This is a genomic window from Paucibacter soli, assembly GCF_037482845.1.
GTDB classification, from domain to species: Bacteria; Pseudomonadota; Gammaproteobacteria; order Burkholderiales; family Burkholderiaceae_C; genus Paucibacter_B; species Paucibacter_B soli.
Map to the genome: position 1 here is coordinate 131,361 of NZ_JBBHJW010000009.1, position 16,807 is coordinate 148,167.

At 57.9% G+C, this 16,807-nt stretch carries 13 protein-coding genes; all 13 read right to left on the reverse strand.

Translation table 11 applies throughout. The features are described 5' to 3' along the window. Window positions 1–15 precede the first annotated feature (15 nt). The 13 genes from WG898_RS18705 to pilO2 all read right to left on the reverse strand — a co-directional run bounded on the left by WG898_RS18705 (window position 16) and on the right by pilO2 (window position 16,795). Complete coding sequence (locus WG898_RS18705) at window positions 16–1,239, reverse strand: sensor histidine kinase (protein ID WP_339604294.1); 1,224 nt, start codon at window positions 1,237–1,239, stop codon at window positions 16–18. 9 nt (window positions 1,240–1,248) lie between these two features. Continuing rightward, entirely contained in the window at window positions 1,249–1,935 is a 687-nt protein-coding gene (locus tag WG898_RS18710; RefSeq protein ID WP_339604295.1) for a response regulator transcription factor, read from the reverse strand. 73 nt (window positions 1,936–2,008) lie between these two features. Then, window positions 2,009–6,454 carry a hybrid sensor histidine kinase/response regulator gene (locus WG898_RS18715; protein ID WP_339604296.1) on the reverse strand — a complete coding sequence of 1,482 codons (4,446 nt, stop codon included), beginning with the start codon at window positions 6,452–6,454 and terminating at the stop codon, window positions 2,009–2,011. A gap of 9 nt (window positions 6,455–6,463) precedes the next feature. Continuing rightward, complete coding sequence (locus WG898_RS18720; protein ID WP_339604297.1) at window positions 6,464–8,389, reverse strand: methyl-accepting chemotaxis protein; 1,926 nt, start codon at window positions 8,387–8,389, stop codon at window positions 6,464–6,466. Then, a complete protein-coding gene (locus tag WG898_RS18725) occupies window positions 8,386–8,856 on the reverse strand; it encodes a chemotaxis protein CheW (RefSeq protein WP_339604298.1) in 471 nt (156 codons plus the stop codon). Before WG898_RS18725 ends, WG898_RS18720 begins: the two co-directional genes overlap by 4 nt. Next, entirely contained in the window at window positions 8,853–9,239 is a 387-nt protein-coding gene (locus WG898_RS18730; protein ID WP_339604299.1) for a response regulator, read from the reverse strand. Before WG898_RS18730 ends, WG898_RS18725 begins: the two co-directional genes overlap by 4 nt. Then, complete coding sequence (locus WG898_RS18735; RefSeq protein WP_339604300.1) at window positions 9,236–10,270, reverse strand: ATPase, T2SS/T4P/T4SS family; 1,035 nt, start codon at window positions 10,268–10,270, stop codon at window positions 9,236–9,238. Before WG898_RS18735 ends, WG898_RS18730 begins: the two co-directional genes overlap by 4 nt. A gap of 93 nt (window positions 10,271–10,363) precedes the next feature. Further along, window positions 10,364–10,885 (reverse strand): type 4 pilus major pilin, encoded by a 522-nt coding sequence (locus WG898_RS18740; RefSeq protein WP_339604301.1) that lies wholly within the window; start codon window positions 10,883–10,885, stop codon window positions 10,364–10,366. 136 nt (window positions 10,886–11,021) lie between these two features. Next, on the reverse strand, window positions 11,022–12,131 hold the full coding sequence (locus tag WG898_RS18745; protein ID WP_339604302.1) for a type II secretion system F family protein: 1,110 nt from the start codon (window positions 12,129–12,131) through the stop codon (window positions 11,022–11,024). 9 nt (window positions 12,132–12,140) lie between these two features. Next, on the reverse strand, window positions 12,141–13,667 hold the full coding sequence (locus tag WG898_RS18750) for a GspE/PulE family protein (protein ID WP_339604303.1): 1,527 nt from the start codon (window positions 13,665–13,667) through the stop codon (window positions 12,141–12,143). Window positions 13,668–13,930: 263 nt separating this feature from the next. After that, window positions 13,931–14,347 carry an IS200/IS605 family transposase gene (tnpA, locus tag WG898_RS25315; RefSeq protein ID WP_444718970.1) on the reverse strand — a complete coding sequence of 139 codons (417 nt, stop codon included), beginning with the start codon at window positions 14,345–14,347 and terminating at the stop codon, window positions 13,931–13,933. 125 nt (window positions 14,348–14,472) lie between these two features. Beyond that, the gene (locus tag WG898_RS18755; protein ID WP_339604304.1) at window positions 14,473–15,486 is read right to left on the reverse strand and encodes a hypothetical protein; all 1,014 of its coding nucleotides are present in this window, start codon (window positions 15,484–15,486) and stop codon (window positions 14,473–14,475) included. Further along, complete coding sequence (gene pilO2, locus WG898_RS18760; RefSeq protein ID WP_339604305.1) at window positions 15,473–16,795, reverse strand: type 4b pilus protein PilO2; 1,323 nt, start codon at window positions 16,793–16,795, stop codon at window positions 15,473–15,475. Before pilO2 ends, WG898_RS18755 begins: the two co-directional genes overlap by 14 nt. Window positions 16,796–16,807 lie beyond the last annotated feature (12 nt).

Sequence of the window (16,807 nt, forward strand, 5' to 3'; positions counted from 1 at the left end):
CAGTACCTGGGCTAGTTACTCGCTTCTGGATGGCGGCTCCGTGCTCGTCATGACGATGCGGGCCTGCAAACCAACACCTTGAGGCCCGGATTCAAGGGTGAGGCTTGCCCCGTGCAGTTTGGACACCGCCTTCACGAGAGCTAGTCCGAGGCCATGTGAGGTTTTGTCGACTCCCGCGCCAAGAGTGCGATCCCGACGGGTTCCGAACGTCATGTTCCCGCGCTCATCCAGGCCCATTGAGCCGTAAAAGGGTTCGAACACCCGCTCGCGCTCAGACTCAGGGATGCCTGGCCCCTGGTCCTGGATGATGACTGAGATCACCTTGGTGCCTGGAAGTCGCGCAGCTTGGACCAGGATTTTTGAATCCTCGGGCGAATATCGGATTGCATTGTCGACCAATGACGAGATCATCTCTTGCAGTAGCGCGCTCAAGCCACGAACCCAGAGCCCTGCTTCGACGTTGCAATCTAGGACGATGCGTTTGTCTGCGGCCAGCCGCTCTCGATGCCGAACGAGTGTCATGATCTCTGTGCTTAGATTTGCCCTTTGATTCCCAATTCCCTTTTCTTCGACCGCGCCGACATAGCCCAAGGCAAGCATCTGCTCGATGAGGGACGACGTGTTCATGCAAAGCGACGCAATGGACTGCAGCTCGCGCCTGGCGATTTCTCCACCTTGTTCTGGGACAGAATTTCCTGCTTTCTCGGCGTGAGACTTAATCATCGCAAGAGGACTCTTCAGTTGGTGCGATAGGTGCCGGAAGAGATCCCGCCTGACACTCTCAACGGCGATTTCAGATACACGCCCCGCCCTCGCCTGGCGCTCAATCGCTACGAGCTCTGCTGGTAGATTCATGTTCATGTCCAGCTTCGGGGCCGGGCTAATGGATGCCAGCATGGCACTGAACTCAAAGCTGTTGGAGAGCAGATCTACATCTGAGTGCTCAACTTGGTCATAGTGGTCTTCCTCGACGTCCCCATAGTTACGCAGCTCCAGGCGCCGCTTTAGGACTTCGATGGGGGCCATCAGCGTTCCTGTAACGCGCGCGGCAACAAACAGACATAGAAAAAGAGCGCCGATCACCAGCACGTTCTGGGCGGCCCCGTGGGCCAGCAGCAATCCAGGCGCAGCTGCGAGCATGGCCACGGCGAACAGTGACCAATAGACTTTTGTGCGCAGCCGCTGGGTCTGACGTTCTCGACCGCTCTCGACCAGATTGATCTCAGGCTCGGTTGCCATGCCGCGGGGCTACTTCTGGAGATGCTCGAGCATGTATCCAAACCCATGCTGAGTGGAAATCTCAGCAGTGCAGCCCGCGTCCTGCAAGCGCTTGCGCAGCCGTGAAATCTGAGTGTGGACAGACTCGAAGCTGGAACCCTCGTCATCCATGTTCATGAGGAAATCCTTGTTCACCGGCTGATTCCTGCGGCGGAACAGGGCCTCCAGAATGGCATGCTGCTTGGGCGGCAATGTAAGAACTGCCCCTTCTACGGTGAAGTAGCCTTTGCCAGCATCAAGCGAGAGATTCCCGCAACTCGGTTTGATGGACTCGGCCTCAGAAATTCTGCGGCGAGTGATAGCTCGGAGTCTGGCCAGCAGCTCAACGGTCTCAAATGGCTTGGCCAGATAGTCGTCAGCACCAGTTTCTAGGCCGTCAACGCGGTCGGCAAGAGTTCGGCGCGCTGTCAGGATCAGGACAGGCGTTTGGTCGCCGGCTTTGCGCACGGCCTTCAAGACATCCATCCCGTCCATTCCCGGCAGCGACAGGTCCAGTAGGATGGCGTCGTAGGCACGCTTCAAGCGGCGCGACTGCTCAATCATCGCCAGAGCGTGCACACCATTCCCGGCCAGCGTCGGAATCATGTTCGCTGTGGAGAGTATCCCAGCGATGGATTCCGCCAGGGCTGGCTCATCTTCAACAACTAATACCCTCATACGGATTGATCTCCCATGGGTGCAATTGTGAATCAGAGCAGCCCATGCGGCCAGTAGAGGTGTTGTCGTCCCCTCAGTGCGCTTCGGCAGCCACCAACCCCGAGATGACGTCGAGTAGCTGAGTTTCCTCGTAAGGTTTTGCAAGGTATGCAGAAGCCCCGAGTTCTATCGCGCGCTCACGGTGCTTTTCCGCAGTGCGTGAGGTAATCACCACGATTGGCGTCGACGCAAACCGCTCGATGCGGCGAACCTCAGCAATCAACTCGAAACCGCCCATCCCGGGCATTTCCAAGTCGAACAGGAAGACATCGGGCCTGGACCCCTTCGCAAGCATCTGCAAGGCCTCAATTCCATCGCGTGCAGCTTCGGCCGAGTACCCGCAACGTTTTAGGAACCTGGTAGTTACAAGGCGCACAGTCGACGAGTCATCGACAACCATCACACGCCGAGTCGACTGGCTGAATTTGGCCTCTTGGTTGGTCGAGTTGAGCTCGTCCAGTGCCAACGGGTTCACGATCAAGCCGACTGCGCCATTTGGTAGTGTCGTGCCGGCAATCATCCCTGGTATGTCTCGCACGAAGGGGCCCAGAGGTTTCACAGGCACCCTGGTCTGATTCGCCACAGCGTCTACTAAGACAGCCTTGACCACGTTCGACACCTTCATGAGCACCAAGACTCCGCGGCCGGAACGGGCTGCAGTGCGCCCAGATGGTACGCGCTTGGAGAGATCGACCAGTTCGTACTCAACACCGCCCACGGTCGCCTTGCGAGATGACAGGTCGACTTGAACTTCTGCGCCTGCGGAAATGGGCACGATTCTGCGAACCAGGGTGAGAGGAAGCAGGCACTTGAAGCCGGCCGAGGTGACCGGAATAACGGCCATGGTATCCGAGTCAGTTGGCAGCGCCAGGATGAACTCCGTACCTTGTCCAGGTGTCGATGAGACCGTCACAACGCCACCCAAGGACGATACCGTGGCCCGAACCACGTCCAGGCCCACGCCACGACCTGACAATTCACTCACATGGTCGGCCGTAGAAAAACCCGAGGCAAAAAGCAGCTCGCGAATCGCATCGTCAGACAACTTGGCACCAGGCGCCACGAGACCGCGGCGCTCAGCGAATTCCTGCACACGCGCCAAATCGATCCCCGCGCCATCATCGCGGATCGAGATACGCACGACACCGCCTTCGCTGGTCTCACTGACAGGAACTGAAATCGTCAACATGCCGGCCACCTGCTTTCCAGATGCCTCGCGCGTATCTCTGGACTCAATTCCGTGGGCAACCGAGTTCCGGAGCAAATGCTCAAAGACAGGCATTAGCTTGTCCATGGCGGCCGTTGGGACCCGAGCGGCCGAGTCCACAGACAAGTTGGCGGTCTTGCCGGTGTCGGCACAGGCCTTGGCGACAACTCGCTCAAGGCGAGACTGTTGAGTCAAGACCGGAGCCAGCAGCAATTCAGAGGAGCCGCGCTGCAGCTCATCGGAGATCAGCGCTCGGTCCGCTTCACTTGTGCTTGCGCGGCGCAGATCCTCCGCAACCAGCCCTGCTGAGCTCATGGCATCGCCATAAGCTTCAGTCAGCCGGCGGGCCACTTCCTGCAGCTCCGTATAGCGATCCAACTCCAGTGGATCGAATCCGGACGTTGCTCCCCCCGAGCTTGCTGAAGCAATGCTCGAAGCAGCCATGATTTCCAGTTGCCGAAGGTCAGGGCCCAGGCGACGAAGATTCTCCTCGAGTTCACGAACCGAGCGGGCAATAGCGTCCAGCTCTTCAATTGCCTGGCGAGAACCAGCCATGACCTGACTGGATGTCCTGCCGACCTTATCGGCCAACGAAATGGGAATCCGAACGGTGCCGGATTGCTGACCAAGGCGTGCCCCCTGCGTCGGCCGCTGAGTCGCCGGCGCCGGCTCAGAGATGGACAGCGACTTCGATTCAGGCTGTGCTACGACCTGGTCGACCACCGCGGAATGCGGAGACTCTTCCACATGCTTGATTTCGACTTCGACGACAGTCTCGGCAAGTTCCTCGACTGGATGGGGATCCACGACAAAGCTCACTTCGGCGTCAGGGATGACTTCGGCCGACCCAACGCCTACAGCCTGGTGGCGTGCACGCTCCTGGTCCAACTGCTCGCGCACAGCTTCCATGGCGCCTTCGAAGGCGGAAAGTACCGGCTCCATCACGCCCGAGTCGTTGGGCATCGCGTCGAGTCGGTCCTCCATAGCGTGCAGGATTGCGCCGGCGGCATCGAGGCCGCAGGTGCGGCACACGCCCTTTAAGGTATGGATCAGGCGTCGTGCATCGGCAACATGCTCCTCACTGTCATCTAGCGCTCGCACGCCGGCGAAAGCCTTTTCGATGCCGTCCATGCACTCCCAGGACTCATCGAACATGATCGCCAGGAGTTCGTCGTCCGCTCCGTCGAGCGAGTTAAGTCGACCTTCTTGGGCGCCAATGAACTCGTTGAGCAGCTCTTCTGGCGCCGGGAGATCGGCGACCACAACGGGAATTGCGTCGAAGCCAAACGCCTCTTCGCCGATGTCGAAAGGATCGATGGTCGGCGAATCCGAAGAAAGTCCCGTATCGAGGTCATCTGCAACTAAGGTGGCGATGTCGAAGGAGGGCTGAAAAGCCGGGTCCGTGATGACAGGAGAAACTTCCTGCTCCAAGGCCAGCTGGTTGTGATGAGTATCCTCAGCCGACGCAGCAACTTCGTCGACGACGACCTCCCCTGGGGCCTGGACATCGTTTGGAACTTCGGCCTCGACAGGCCCCGTGGCCAGAATGGCTTCATCCACTACATCATCACCTGATTCTTCAGGCTCAGGTTTCCGAGCATGGACCTCTTCCCGGGTGAACAGCTGGATGACTTGGGCGCTTGTTTCAACGCGCAGGTCGCGCTCTTCGTCGGGCTCAATATCCAGCAAGCTACCAGGACGCAGTCGTGCCATGAAGAGATTCACTCGGGTCAGGTTGTCGAACAACATCGACCTGGCCGCCCGAGTGCCCCAGGACTCAGGAGAAGAAGCCTGAACCGCCACAGCAGCCGCGAAGGCGCCGGCACGAGGTAGGTTCCAGCACATCACGACACCCGAAATGGTATTCAGGTATTTTGTGAGAGGCGCGCCGGCCACATCCGCAATGCGTGCGGCGTTCGACTCGGGGATGTCTTCATTGCCGACTGCACGCAACGCGCTTTCGATGCTCAAATTGAGTTTTTTGAAGGATGCTGCGATAACTTCGCTGGTCTTCTGGACAGCAGCAGCTCGCACCGAGGCCTGAAGACTTGGGCAAACATGGATTTGGCCGTCCTCAACCATCTGATCGGCCTGAGCCGAGAGCTGTGACTGAGCGTCGGCATTCCCCCAGGTCTTTGCAGATTCGGTCATCAGTAGAAGCACGGCCGAACCGAGTACCCAATCCGACTGCCGAACTTCACCTGTCGTCCAGCCCTGAGTGACCTCCATCATGAGCATAGCGAACTTCGTGAATGGTTCGCTGTCCAGCCTATGGCTGTCGCCGGCAACAGACTTCGCCAACTTGGCGACTACTACTGGCGTGCGAGTAATGGTTGCCTGTGTGAACGACTCCTGAAAACGACGCATGCCCTCACTGAACTTCTTGGCTACGTCATGCATCGAGACATCGGTGGCGCCCGGTTTCATGAGCGAATAGCGGCGGCGAACCTTGGCCGTGGCTTCATCGGATGCGTCTGACTGAGCGACTGCAAAGAGCACCCTGGAGAATAGGAAGCCGTCCGGCGCCGGCAGTTGTGAGGGAAGGCCATCGACCAGCAGGCTATCGATCCGTTCCAGTTCATGGATCACGTCTGAGCCAGTCTTCATAGCCCCTACAAAGCCTGCCTCACACGCCATTGCGTCGAAGAGGCCTGAAAGGGTCCGGTATGGATTCACCGAGGCTAGCGACGCCGCCAGGCCTGGAGTCATGGCCTTGGCATTCAGGATGTCGGCAATCGCGAGGCGCAGGGCGTCATTCGAAGCTCCTTGCTCAGGCTCCCAGAATGCTTCAACTTCAAGTGACGGCGGCGCCGGCATGAAGAGGAAGGGCTCAATCTCGCTGGGCGAGACCTCGAGCAACTGGGGGCGCGCCTTGCGGACAACGCGTCCGAACTGCTCATTGAGTGCGCTGTATGAAACCACGTTGCCGTAGGACAGATCGCGAAGGTACCCGCCCAAGGCAGCAATGCCATCGGAAAGCGTTTTCACGCGTTCGAGGTGTTCGTTCCGATTGACGGTGCTCGGCGGGATTGCCTCAATGCCAGCAGATAGCTCTCGTAGCGCGCTCAGGAAATTGCCAACGCCCCAGAGCCCTGTGAAGGCGGCTGCCTTAGCCAGCTTCTCCAGTTTCATGGAGATAGCGTTCGACTTCGGCGCATCGGCGAAGGCATTCATGCCGCCAGCCATCTGCTTGAGGACGCCAAGGATCGCTGTGGAGATGATCGTCAGCGAGTGCAGTCGTGCTGCGGCATTAGGGGCGGTCATCGCTTGCATTCATGTCCCTTAGATGGCTTCGGCAGAGGACTTCATTCCCGTGATCGAGCGCAAAGCCTGCTGCATTGATTCACGGCTGGCCGCGGTCGGGCGCTGCAAGCGATCAGCACGCGCAATCACTTCATCCAGTCCGCGTTGCAGGCCATTCGCGGATGCTGAGGATTGTCGAGAAGCCTCGGCAGTTGCCTTGGCACGGACTTGAATCTCCCTGGCCATAGCGCCGATGGTCTCGGCCAGCGGAGCGAGAACGCTCAGCAAGGCCTGGGAAACCGCACCGACATTGGCGCCGGCAACCACTTGGCCGGTCGAACGTTCGACAGACTCAGCAGCGGATCTTGCATCCGCCTGAACGCCCTGAACCAGCCCGGAAATCGCCAATAGAGACGATTCAGCCCGGCGCGCCAAAGCCTTCACTTCGCGCGCAACAGTCCGAAAGCCAACCCCTGCATCGCCAGCTCGCTCTGCTTCCAGTTCGGCGTTCAATGCCAGAACGCCGATCTGTTCAGACAAAGCCTCCAGACCCTCAACTACGGTCGAAATTTCGAGAGCGCGCTCACCCAGGCGCTTTACGCGCTTGGCCGTGTCTTGCAGGCCGTCGCGCATCGAATCGAGCCTGGATGCGGCATCTTGAGCAACACGGGTGGCGTCAGCTGACTGTGTAGAGGCCTCTCCTGCAGCATTGACCAGCGACTCCGCATCGAAGGAGATCGAAGTAGCTGACCGAGCGCAGCCATCCAGAGATTTGACATCGGCAATCAGCTCGCCAGATGCATTGGCCACTTGCTGACGCAGCGCAGCGGCGATTTCCACAATCTCAGCGTTGTTCGCGACTCCATCCTGGAGTGATGACTCAACTTGCTCGATAGACAAGCGGACACGACCGATCACAGAATTAACTAGGCGGGCCAGCTCTGCCATCTCGGGCGATGATTGAGGAATCTCGATTTCATCACTGAGTGAACCATCCTGTAGGGAGCGGAGGGATTGGGCGAGATCAATTCTGGCTTGCTCAGATGACCTGAACTGCTGTGTAGCCCGCGCATAGCGACGGGAAAACTCAGAAAGCGCGCCGCGCAGTCCAAGGATGACAGCTACCACCCCGATAAGCGCCAATAGAGCAGCTGCGCCGCCCAATGCAGCACTACCGCCGGACTGAGAGGCAGCGTTTGCCAAATTGTCTGCAGCTGCCTTTGCTGAAATCGCTGCTTCCGAGATTGGTGCCAGCTGGTCCCTACTGACCTTGATAGCAGATGCAGCCTTGGTAAGAGCAGCCAGCGGCTCGATGAATGCAATTTCTTGCCGCAGTTCCGTAGAGCCGAGGTCGGCCGCAAGGACCTGTAAGTCGTACCCTACACGCTGCACGGAGGCGAGGCCAAATCCGGTTTCAGCGATGACCAGGAGTCGATTCACGGACTCATATGCACGTGCCATCGATCCTGACTGCTTACCGCTCGCCTCGATCTTCTTCGTAAGGCTGTGGATGGCCTGTCCACTGCGTCCCAGCGCATCGCTTAGCTCGGCGGCCGATGCAGCCCCTTGACCCACCGCTGACATGGTGCCTCGAAGATTTCCCCACGCCGCATAAGCCTCTGCTGCCGGCGTCTTGATCGACGGAAGAGCCAATACTGAGTCTGCGCTACCCGCCAAATCCTTGAAGGCTGCAGTCACCTGCGAAGAGGACGTGGTTGCAATACCGAGTCTAGGCGCGCCACCGCTGCCGAAACTTTGGGCCCCTTGCAGAACCTGAGACGAGCTGGCGTGCAGGAGGCGGGCAGCGCCGGCGGAAGCTGCGGTCGCGCGCGCATTTGTGTTGGAGGCGACGGCCAGGATTGCGGAAACTGCGAACAGCAGGACGCCACAGGCAATAGAGGCTAGATCCCCTCGGGCGACATCTCCCATAGAGAACGATGCCACCTGAATACGACGTTTGCTCATATATTTTCTCCATGTCGCCCAGCCTTCTTGCTGAGCCTTGCATACAAGCTTTCAGGATCAAGCAGCGTCGCGCCAGCCAGGTCATCCAACGATTCGACTCGATCACGAACACGGTCAACCATCAGAGCGATGCCCTTGAGGGACCCATCAGCACACACGATCAAACGCGATTTCAGGCTTCGGACAGTGGCCGCTGCGCCGAAGAGAAGGCTCACATCGACAACAGTGAGCAGTTCTCCGTCAGCAGAGATGACGCCAAGGACGCAGTCCGGTGAGCCGGCGTAGCCCTGAAGAGATGTGACTTCAGAAGGAATCGCGAGGCGCGCAACATCGGAGCACTTCACCACCCACAGCTGACCTGCGGACTCAAAAGGCATGTACATCGGACCCGGCTGAGCGGCGTCAGGCCGAGCAGCGGCCGCAATCAGATTCCTCTGCAATTCCACCAGTGACGACGAGTGCATCATCGAACCACCAGAGGGCCAAGATGTTCTTCGACCACCTTGCGCATATCCGGCGCCTGAAAGGGCTTGACGATAGCTCCGTTGAAGCCGAGCAAGCGGCCTCGCGCGAGGTCGAAAACACCTCCTTTGGACGACATCATCAATATGGGAGTTTCCTTGAAGGCTTCATTTAGGCGAATCAGGGCAACCGTCTCGTACCCATCAAGGTTTGGCATCGTGATATCGACGAAGACCAGATCTGGCTTGAACGCCGCAATCGTGGAAACCGCTTCGAGCCCGTCTTCGCAATACATCACGTCGTAGTCGGCGGCCAGTGCAGTCTTCGCAGCTGCACGCATGCTTTGGCTGTCATCGACAACCAATATCCGTTTCTTTGCGGTGGTCACGTGATTGCTCCTGTGCGGTTCTTTTCCAAGAGGGAATTGATGAGGGAATCGTTACCCCGAGCCAATAGCGTCTTCTGCTGATCGAGCTCAGTACTGAGCTGCGGCAAAGCGCCACGACGAATGTTGGCGGCAACGCTTGAGTTAGCGCGCATCGACAGCAAAGACGAGACCGACAGCTTGCCGCCTTGCAGCTTTTGATGGATCACAGCTCTCAGCGAGTGCGCCAAAAGGGAGCACGCCTCCTCTTGACCCATTGAGTCCTTGGCCAGTGCAAGCATTCGTTCCAGTGCTGCAATGGGGTCCCCGGCATGCAGGGTGGTGAACACCAACTGGCCGTTCACCGCTGCGCGGAGCACGTGACCGGCAGCTTGTCCATCACGAACCTCACCGACCATCAACATGGAGCCACGCATATTGGAGGGATAGCAGCGCAGGGCATCCTTGAGTTCGTGCGCGAAGCTTTCCGACTTAGCCGGAACCTGGATGACCTGTCCGATTCGGTTCTCGCGACTCGGATACTCACCGTGCATCGCAAACTCTGGAGGATCTTCTACCGTCAGGCAAAAGTACCCGAATCGACGAACGCGCTCCACGAGTATCGCGGCATTGGTCGTGCTCTTTCCTTGCCCAGGCCCGCCCGAAACGATGACCAAGCCACCGCTGTCTCCGAAGTTTTGCCAGGACAGAATTCGAACCAGCTCCGGTGGAATGCCTAGCTTGCCCAACACAGGAAGCTCGGTAGACATCTTTCGGAAAATATAGAGAGTCCCACCAACGGTGGATTGGCGGTGCACGCGGAAGGTCAGACCTTCGTACTCTGCCTTCCAATCTCTGGGATTTGAGGTGTCCTGGCTGTGGCGCCAAACTGCGTCATCTCGCAGCTTATGCGCTGTGGCGCGAAGGCCGCCATCTGCCTTGATTGCGCCTGGGTACACCAGTACGTCCAGTCCATCATCTTCCGGGATGTACCAATCGGTCACATCGCGAAACGTGAGACCAGCATCGCTGACTTCGCTGACAGCCTCAGGCATCAATCACTCACCCCAAAAAGATCGCCCGACAGATCGGGCGATAGACTCAAAACCGCAGCAATAGCGGCCAATCGCTGGCGCCTTCAGCCCAACTTAGTTGGCGTTGAAGACGATAGATGCAGAGGCGCTGGCTTCGCAGGCCGTCTTCGCCGTGTCCAAGTCAGCTTGGGGGGCGCCGTTCTTGGTCTTGGTTGAGTTGATCGTGACTTCGTTGTAGCTTCGCGATGTGTTCGCTACCAGTTCGATACAGGCCGAGGACGGGACACCGTTGTACGTGATGTCTACCGACGTGTTGCCGGCGCCAGCGGCGACCGTCACCGCACCTTGCCAGATGTTGACTACATTGGCGCCATCCACCATCGAGGTCGGGAAGGCGCCTTGCGACAAAAGAAGTGCCGTGTTGACGCCCGAATAGTTGGACCGACCAGCAAACGTCGAGTTCACTTTCCCCAAGATGGCGGTGAGGTTGCCCGACTCGGTTTGGATCATCGCGGTCTGATTGGTCGCGTTGCGTCGCGCAATGATGCCTGCAGCAGCGGCCACGATGATGGCGACGACGACTGCCAACTCGACCAGGGTGAAGCCGCGTTGCTTACGGGTGATATTCGAGCGCATGGTATCTCCTGAAATGATGGAGGATGGAAAGAACAGTAGCGTACAGCATATCACATGCGCAGTGCTTTGACAACTGATAATGCGTGTGATTGGTGACGCCTGGAGGTAAAGCTAAGACAGACCGCGTCGGGAATGGTTACCGTCTTGGCTGACTGATCGTGGTCTTCTGCTGATTGTTTGCGCGCTGGGCGGCATCGCTAATGCCCATCATGGCATCGAACATCCATGCGACGAACAAGCCCATCAGAAGTGTGGCGACAGTCTTGCCAAAGCCTGCCTTGCGGGTGATGTCTTCAATGCCAACCTTGATGGCCTCTCGCCCGAGTGAACTCATTGCCTTCTCGAAGTCAGACGTCTTTGAATAGATGGCCACGGTGTCCGCGAGGTCATCCGTCAGCAGACCGACATCCAGCGACTCACCCTGATCTGCACCAGACCGAAGGCGACCAATCATTACCGCCAGATGCTCCTTCATCCATGGCATTGACTTGCCGCTGATAAACCGGATGGCTGTCTCGATTGAGACGCCTGCGCGGATGAGCGCGGCCAATGAAATCATGAACGTCGATCCGCTGTAGGTTCGATAAACAGACCAAGGTGGCAACTTGTCCAGAATCTTGCGTGCAGGCCCCGTGTAGCGCGGCATGCTCCACAAGGCCGCCCATATAAGCCCGATCAGAACCGGCACGCCGATGAACCATGTGCGTGCAACAACATCAGCCAGTCCAAAGAGCATCCTCTGGCTGTCGTCAAGGGCCCATTTAGGCACCGACTTAGCCAGGCCTGGAGCAACGGAAGTCGAGAAACCGACCAGTATGACCAGTAGCACGACTATCTGAAGGACTGGCGTCGCGAGCTCATTTCGAACAGCTTTGGTGATATCGACGCCAGCTCGAGCAACGACTGCTGCTTGCTCAAAGGCCACACCTAGATCGCCAGACTTCTCACCTGACGAGAGGATGATGAACTCAGTGTCTGAGACGTAATTTTTGATAGCGTCGGCGAAAGGTTTGCCTTCGTCGAGTGAACTGACGAGAGAGCGCATGATCGATGCGTTGGGGCGCTTCTTCTTCTGGTATCGCGACGCAAGCTCGCGCAGTGAAGCGTCCAGCGCTTTTCCGTCCTTGATAAGCGAGCTCATCATCTCGAAAAAGCGAGCCCGCTGGATGCCTGAACTTCGAAACTGGAAAGTGATCCACTTGTCCTCGATTGACGAGGTGCGGCCGCGGTGCTGCTTACGTACCATGTTGCTTCCTTAACCCGCGAGTCCGAGCGATGCGCCGGTTCTTGTGTTGATGTCGCTTCGCGTAAAGTCGTGCAACAGTCCAAGGCTGCTCTCGACAGATATCGGCGAGACATCACCGCGGCGCATTTTCTGGATTGCGTGATCCAAGGCGGTGGCACCCAACATGGAATCTTGGTCGTCCAGGTCACGCAGACCACGCCAATGTTCACGTGCCTTTCGCATGTCGCCAGCCATTATCGCCTCGCGGATCACGTTGTCTGGGACCACCATTTCGGCGCAAACGGTTCGACCGACGATGCCAGTAAATTTGCAGTGCTTGCAGCCTGTTTCCGACTCAACAAAGAGCGTGTCACCAGGCTTTGCAACGTGCCGAACGCGATCTCCCAAGGGGCCAGCAACGAGGTCGGGCCTCGACTCAAACTCGACCTTGCAATGCGGGCAAAGAGTTGGCACTAGTGTCTGGAAGACGAGGCCCGATAGGAACCCGCGGGCGCCAAGGACATCCGGGTCCACGCCCATATTTCGAAGGCGGCCGATAATGCCAAGTGCAGACTCGGTATGGATAGTGGTCAGCGCCTTGTGCCCTGATGTAACCATACCAGTCATCAGATCTGCGGTAATCGAATCACGGATCTCACCCAGCATGATGACGTCCGGATCCATCCGCATAGTGTTGCGCATTGGCGCCACGAATGGGTTCTCGTCTGGCTTATCACGGCGGCGCGCAACAGGAATCTGCGTCACACCTTCAAGCACGTACTCTGGAGGATCTTCGATTGAAATCAACTTCAGTCCGTGATCGGTCGACCGGATCATGTGCATGATCGTTTGCAAGGTCGTAGTTTTTCCCGAGCCGGTTTCACCTGCGATAACGATCAGGCCATGTGGCGAGGCGCGCATGTACTCCAGCATGGCAATGTGATCGGAGGAATAGCCAAGATCGGCAAGAGATCGGACCTGAGCCTTCGCATCAACCATCAGTACACGGATCACGATGTCAATCGCGCCATCCGGGTAAGCCGGAGAAAGTTGAGCACGCAGCTTCACCTTGGCGCCATTGGGGAGCTCGCGGGTCACTGAAAGCTGCGCGTCGGTATTGAAAGTCGGCGACTTTGACTCCTCATCCGCCATCGTGTGGAGCGCGCGAGCGAGGGTCATCACGTAGTCGGCGGTCCAGGAATCGCTGTGCTTTCGGAGACGGCCGTTGATGCGAAACCGAACCATTGCGCCAGAGCCGCGCGTCTCGATATGGATGTCGGAGACCCGCTCTTCCATTGCATCGAAGACGAGCTTCTCGATGTCGCGCATGATTGGCTTGACATCCTCACTGCCGGAAGACTCTTCTGACTCTTCACGATTGATTCTGTTGATGAGGGCCCCGTCGGCAATCCCCGCCTGCCGAACAGATCCACCCAAGTCGGAGATCCGCTCTTGGATGCTCTTGAAAGCGGCACTACCGTAATGCTCTCTCGTTGCGCCGATCAGAAAGGCGTTCTCTGGCGTCGCAAGCTCTAGGACGAAGATGTGCTGCCGCATTGACTGGGATAGCTCAACACTACCACCCCGGATGGATGCCACCGACTTGTGTGCCGGCAGGTCCGACGCGGACTTGTAGGTTGGGGGCGGCGTCGCCGTTCGCTGCTGCGCGGGACGAAGTGGGACAGCTTGAGATGCGCTACGCGGTGAAACTTGTGGGCTAGGGCTGCGTCGAGTTGGCATACCCACATTGGGCCCAGGCTTAGGGCGCTTGCCAATGCCCAAAAGGGAAAGCAAACTCATCAATAGTCCTTGTTGGCGCCCTAGACGCGGCGCTGTTGTTCGAGGAACTCAGTGACCAAGAGGGCAGCTGGCATCGTTCCCACCGTCGTCACCATGTACTTGCTGTTCCAGAGTGAGGGAATCCGCTTTCGAAGCGCTGAATGCCTCGCCCGAAGGGCCGAAGAAGATGCCGACTTGAGTCGAGTCACAGCTCGATGGATACCTACCGTTGGGTCAACAGTCACACGGATTGAAACGGCACTTGGAGTGACGACCAACTCAGTGAGTCCGAACTGCCCTGATGCAGCCTCAGACTTCAGTAGATCCTCTACTTCCTCAATGTACTCATCGAGCACCGGTCGAGCGAACTTCGTCGACCAGACAACCACGTATTCGCAATGGTGCGTAACCTCTCGTCGATGGCGTGGCGCGTGAATTGAAAGATCAAGTGGTGTCATCTCACATACTGGCTGCACATCGAATTCGATATGTTGTCTATAGCATATCACATACGCTGTTCATTGTCTAGAAATCGCCAACGAAAGACGGCCCAAAGGCCGTCTAAAGTGCTGCAGACTGGCAGTCAGGGGGTGACATTTCCAGGAAGTGGCGGAGCAACAGCGGGCTGGAACGAACTGTCGGGCTTTGCGATCCCGGCCGGTAGTGGCGGGATTTCAGGACGCAGGCTGGACTGGCGAGGTGTATTTGCACTGGATACCTGCAAGTCGGCATCCGTTGCCTTAATGAGCTTGTAGGTTTCGTAGTCGCGGCGAGTCTGCACTTGCACGATCCCAGAAGGCATCGCTCCCATGGCTGCATCTGAAACGCCCTCGATTCCTTGATCCAGCAATGAGGCTGAACGAGCGGCTTGCATTGAGGCGCTGGCTGTGGGCGCCGGTTGTGGCACGGATGCAGCCGCGACCGCTTCGGGTGAGCGCGATGCCCCAAGCTCCGTTGTCACGATGGGTTGCATGATTTGAAGCGGCGTCAACCGCCTGTGCACTGTCACACCTTCCGGTGAGATTTCGGCCACTGTCCAGCGCCCGAGTTGGTCGCCTTGCTTCACGGTCGTGATCTTGCCATCGGAAATCAAATCGGCCCTCGCTCGTCCAGCCACCAGGATCACCTTGAGGACCTTGGCCGTCGGGGGAACAACAGGCTCATGCATGGGGGGCGAAGCAAATAGGGGTGGCGCAGACTGCGGTTGCGTCGACAGAGTAGCCTTATTGCCCTTGCTGTTTCCACGGGCATTTCCAGTGTGGGCCAACGTCGGCGTAGCAGTCAGAACAGGCGTGGCCGTCGACAGGTTCGGGGTCTGTTGTGCCTGGATCGTCGGTGTGGCCTCGGCGACCTTTTTGCGCAACTCGGCAAGAGCTGCGAGACGCTGAAGCGATTCGAGTTCCCGCAGGGTCCCCTGTTCAACTGCGGCAGGCTTGCCGATTGCAACAGCCTTTACGGCTGCAGCATTTACTGTCTTGGGCACTTCGGCCGTTGGGGCTGATGCACCCGATGGTGGCAAGAGCGCGAAGGAGGCAGTTGCCGACAAAGTAAGGATGGTAACGGCGACAGCCTTCATGATCGGCTTAGCGTGTTGCATAGTTCATCTCCATAGTCCATTCTCCAGACTTGACGTCAACGCTGACGCGCTTGATAGACAGCCCAGGATGAGTCACATAGTTCGGCAGTTCGCGCAGTTCGAACAACTTGGTTCCGCGAACTGTTGCGGTACCAACCTTGTATGGAAGCGCCTGGCCTGGCTCTGCAGGAAGTCCAGCCTTTCCGCCGACCGGCTTCGTTGCTGGCATCAATTTTTCCAATGGCTCAGGCTTGAACACCTCGTAGCGCAACCCCAAAGGCGAGGCCTCCTGCAGCTTTGACTCAAATGCCGCCAGGAATGGAGCACTTTCATCTAGCTGGTCAATACTCGCGGATCGAGATTCGACGTCCAGGGCGTGGTTTGTGACGGCATCGTTGCCGGCAATGTTTCCAATAACCCAGCCATTTCCTTCTGCTGCCGTCATGAAGGTCAACATTGTTGAACCCTGTCCGCGCTTCCAGTGCAGGCGGCAGGCGCGCGCGTCGCAATCAAAGCTGACCAGAGACCAGCCAGCCATAGTCAGAGGCTTAGACTCGACTGCGGCAAAAATGGTACCGACTACGCTGTCCAGTGCCGGCTGATCCAGCACGACATTGCGAAGCATCACCTCGGCCGCCGCAACATACTCTTGATGGGCCTTTGCCACGGATTCAGCGGTCTTGCGTTCTTGATCGCTGTTCAGCTTTGCCAGCTTGATCTTTGCCTTCTCTCGAGCTTGCATCGTGCTGTACGCGTCAAACCCGTACCAGGCTGCCATAGCCAGAACAGCCATAGCGACAAGCGCTACCAGTAGAGGGTTGAAGCCCGCAATTCGCTCGATTTTGGGTGCTGGAGTGTTCGCAACCAGCTCCGCAAACGACTGCGGTGAGACTCGCTCATATGTAACCTCCAGGTTCTCCAGAGTCGAGTAAATCTTGGCATCTGGACTCTGCAGCTGAAAGTCCTGCAGGCGCGAATGGAGATCCTGTATGTCGATGACGACATCCATGTTCTGGACCGGTAGTCCAGCCCGCACGGCGCAAATCCAGAGCCTGGAGTCATCCAGCGGCTCAACCAGAATCACAGCACTGCGGCCACACGCAGCGGCAAGCCATGCCGCACCACATGTGGCGCCCTCAGCCTTTTCATGGCTCAGTCCCACAATGGTGACGCCAGCTTCGTCATCGGAAATGACGCAGCCAAACTTCACGCCCTCAGACTTTGCCAGGGCGTCGATTTCCTTTCGCTCCGACGTGGCGCCCTTCAGGGCGCGCCAATCCAGTGCAATTGCGACTGGCTTGGTGAGATTGGCGATGTCAACGGTTGCCATACTGTTGTCGGC

What these genes read in the sequence shown, in the direction of transcription:
- pilO2 (WP_339604305.1), bottom strand. Translation starts at nt 16,795, where the DNA reads ATGGCAACCGTTGACATCGCCAATCTCACCAAGCCAGTCGCAATTGCA.
- WG898_RS18740 (WP_339604301.1), bottom strand. Translation starts at nt 10,885, where the DNA reads ATGCGCTCGAATATCACCCGTAAGCAACGCGGCTTCACCCTGGTCGAG.
- WG898_RS18715 (WP_339604296.1), bottom strand. Translation starts at nt 6,454, where the DNA reads ATGCAAGCGATGACCGCCCCTAATGCCGCAGCACGACTGCACTCGCTG.
- WG898_RS18705 (WP_339604294.1), bottom strand. Translation starts at nt 1,239, where the DNA reads ATGGCAACCGAGCCTGAGATCAATCTGGTCGAGAGCGGTCGAGAACGT.
- WG898_RS18745 (WP_339604302.1), bottom strand. Translation starts at nt 12,131, where the DNA reads ATGGTACGTAAGCAGCACCGCGGCCGCACCTCGTCAATCGAGGACAAG.
- tnpA (WP_444718970.1), bottom strand. Translation starts at nt 14,347, where the DNA reads ATGACACCACTTGATCTTTCAATTCACGCGCCACGCCATCGACGAGAG.
- WG898_RS18755 (WP_339604304.1), bottom strand. Translation starts at nt 15,486, where the DNA reads ATGCAACACGCTAAGCCGATCATGAAGGCTGTCGCCGTTACCATCCTT.
- WG898_RS18720 (WP_339604297.1), bottom strand. Translation starts at nt 8,389, where the DNA reads ATGAGCAAACGTCGTATTCAGGTGGCATCGTTCTCTATGGGAGATGTC.
- WG898_RS18725 (WP_339604298.1), bottom strand. Translation starts at nt 8,856, where the DNA reads ATGATGCACTCGTCGTCACTGGTGGAATTGCAGAGGAATCTGATTGCG.
- WG898_RS18750 (WP_339604303.1), bottom strand. Translation starts at nt 13,667, where the DNA reads ATGCGGCAGCACATCTTCGTCCTAGAGCTTGCGACGCCAGAGAACGCC.
- WG898_RS18710 (WP_339604295.1), bottom strand. Translation starts at nt 1,935, where the DNA reads ATGAGGGTATTAGTTGTTGAAGATGAGCCAGCCCTGGCGGAATCCATC.
- WG898_RS18735 (WP_339604300.1), bottom strand. Translation starts at nt 10,270, where the DNA reads ATGCCTGAGGCTGTCAGCGAAGTCAGCGATGCTGGTCTCACGTTTCGC.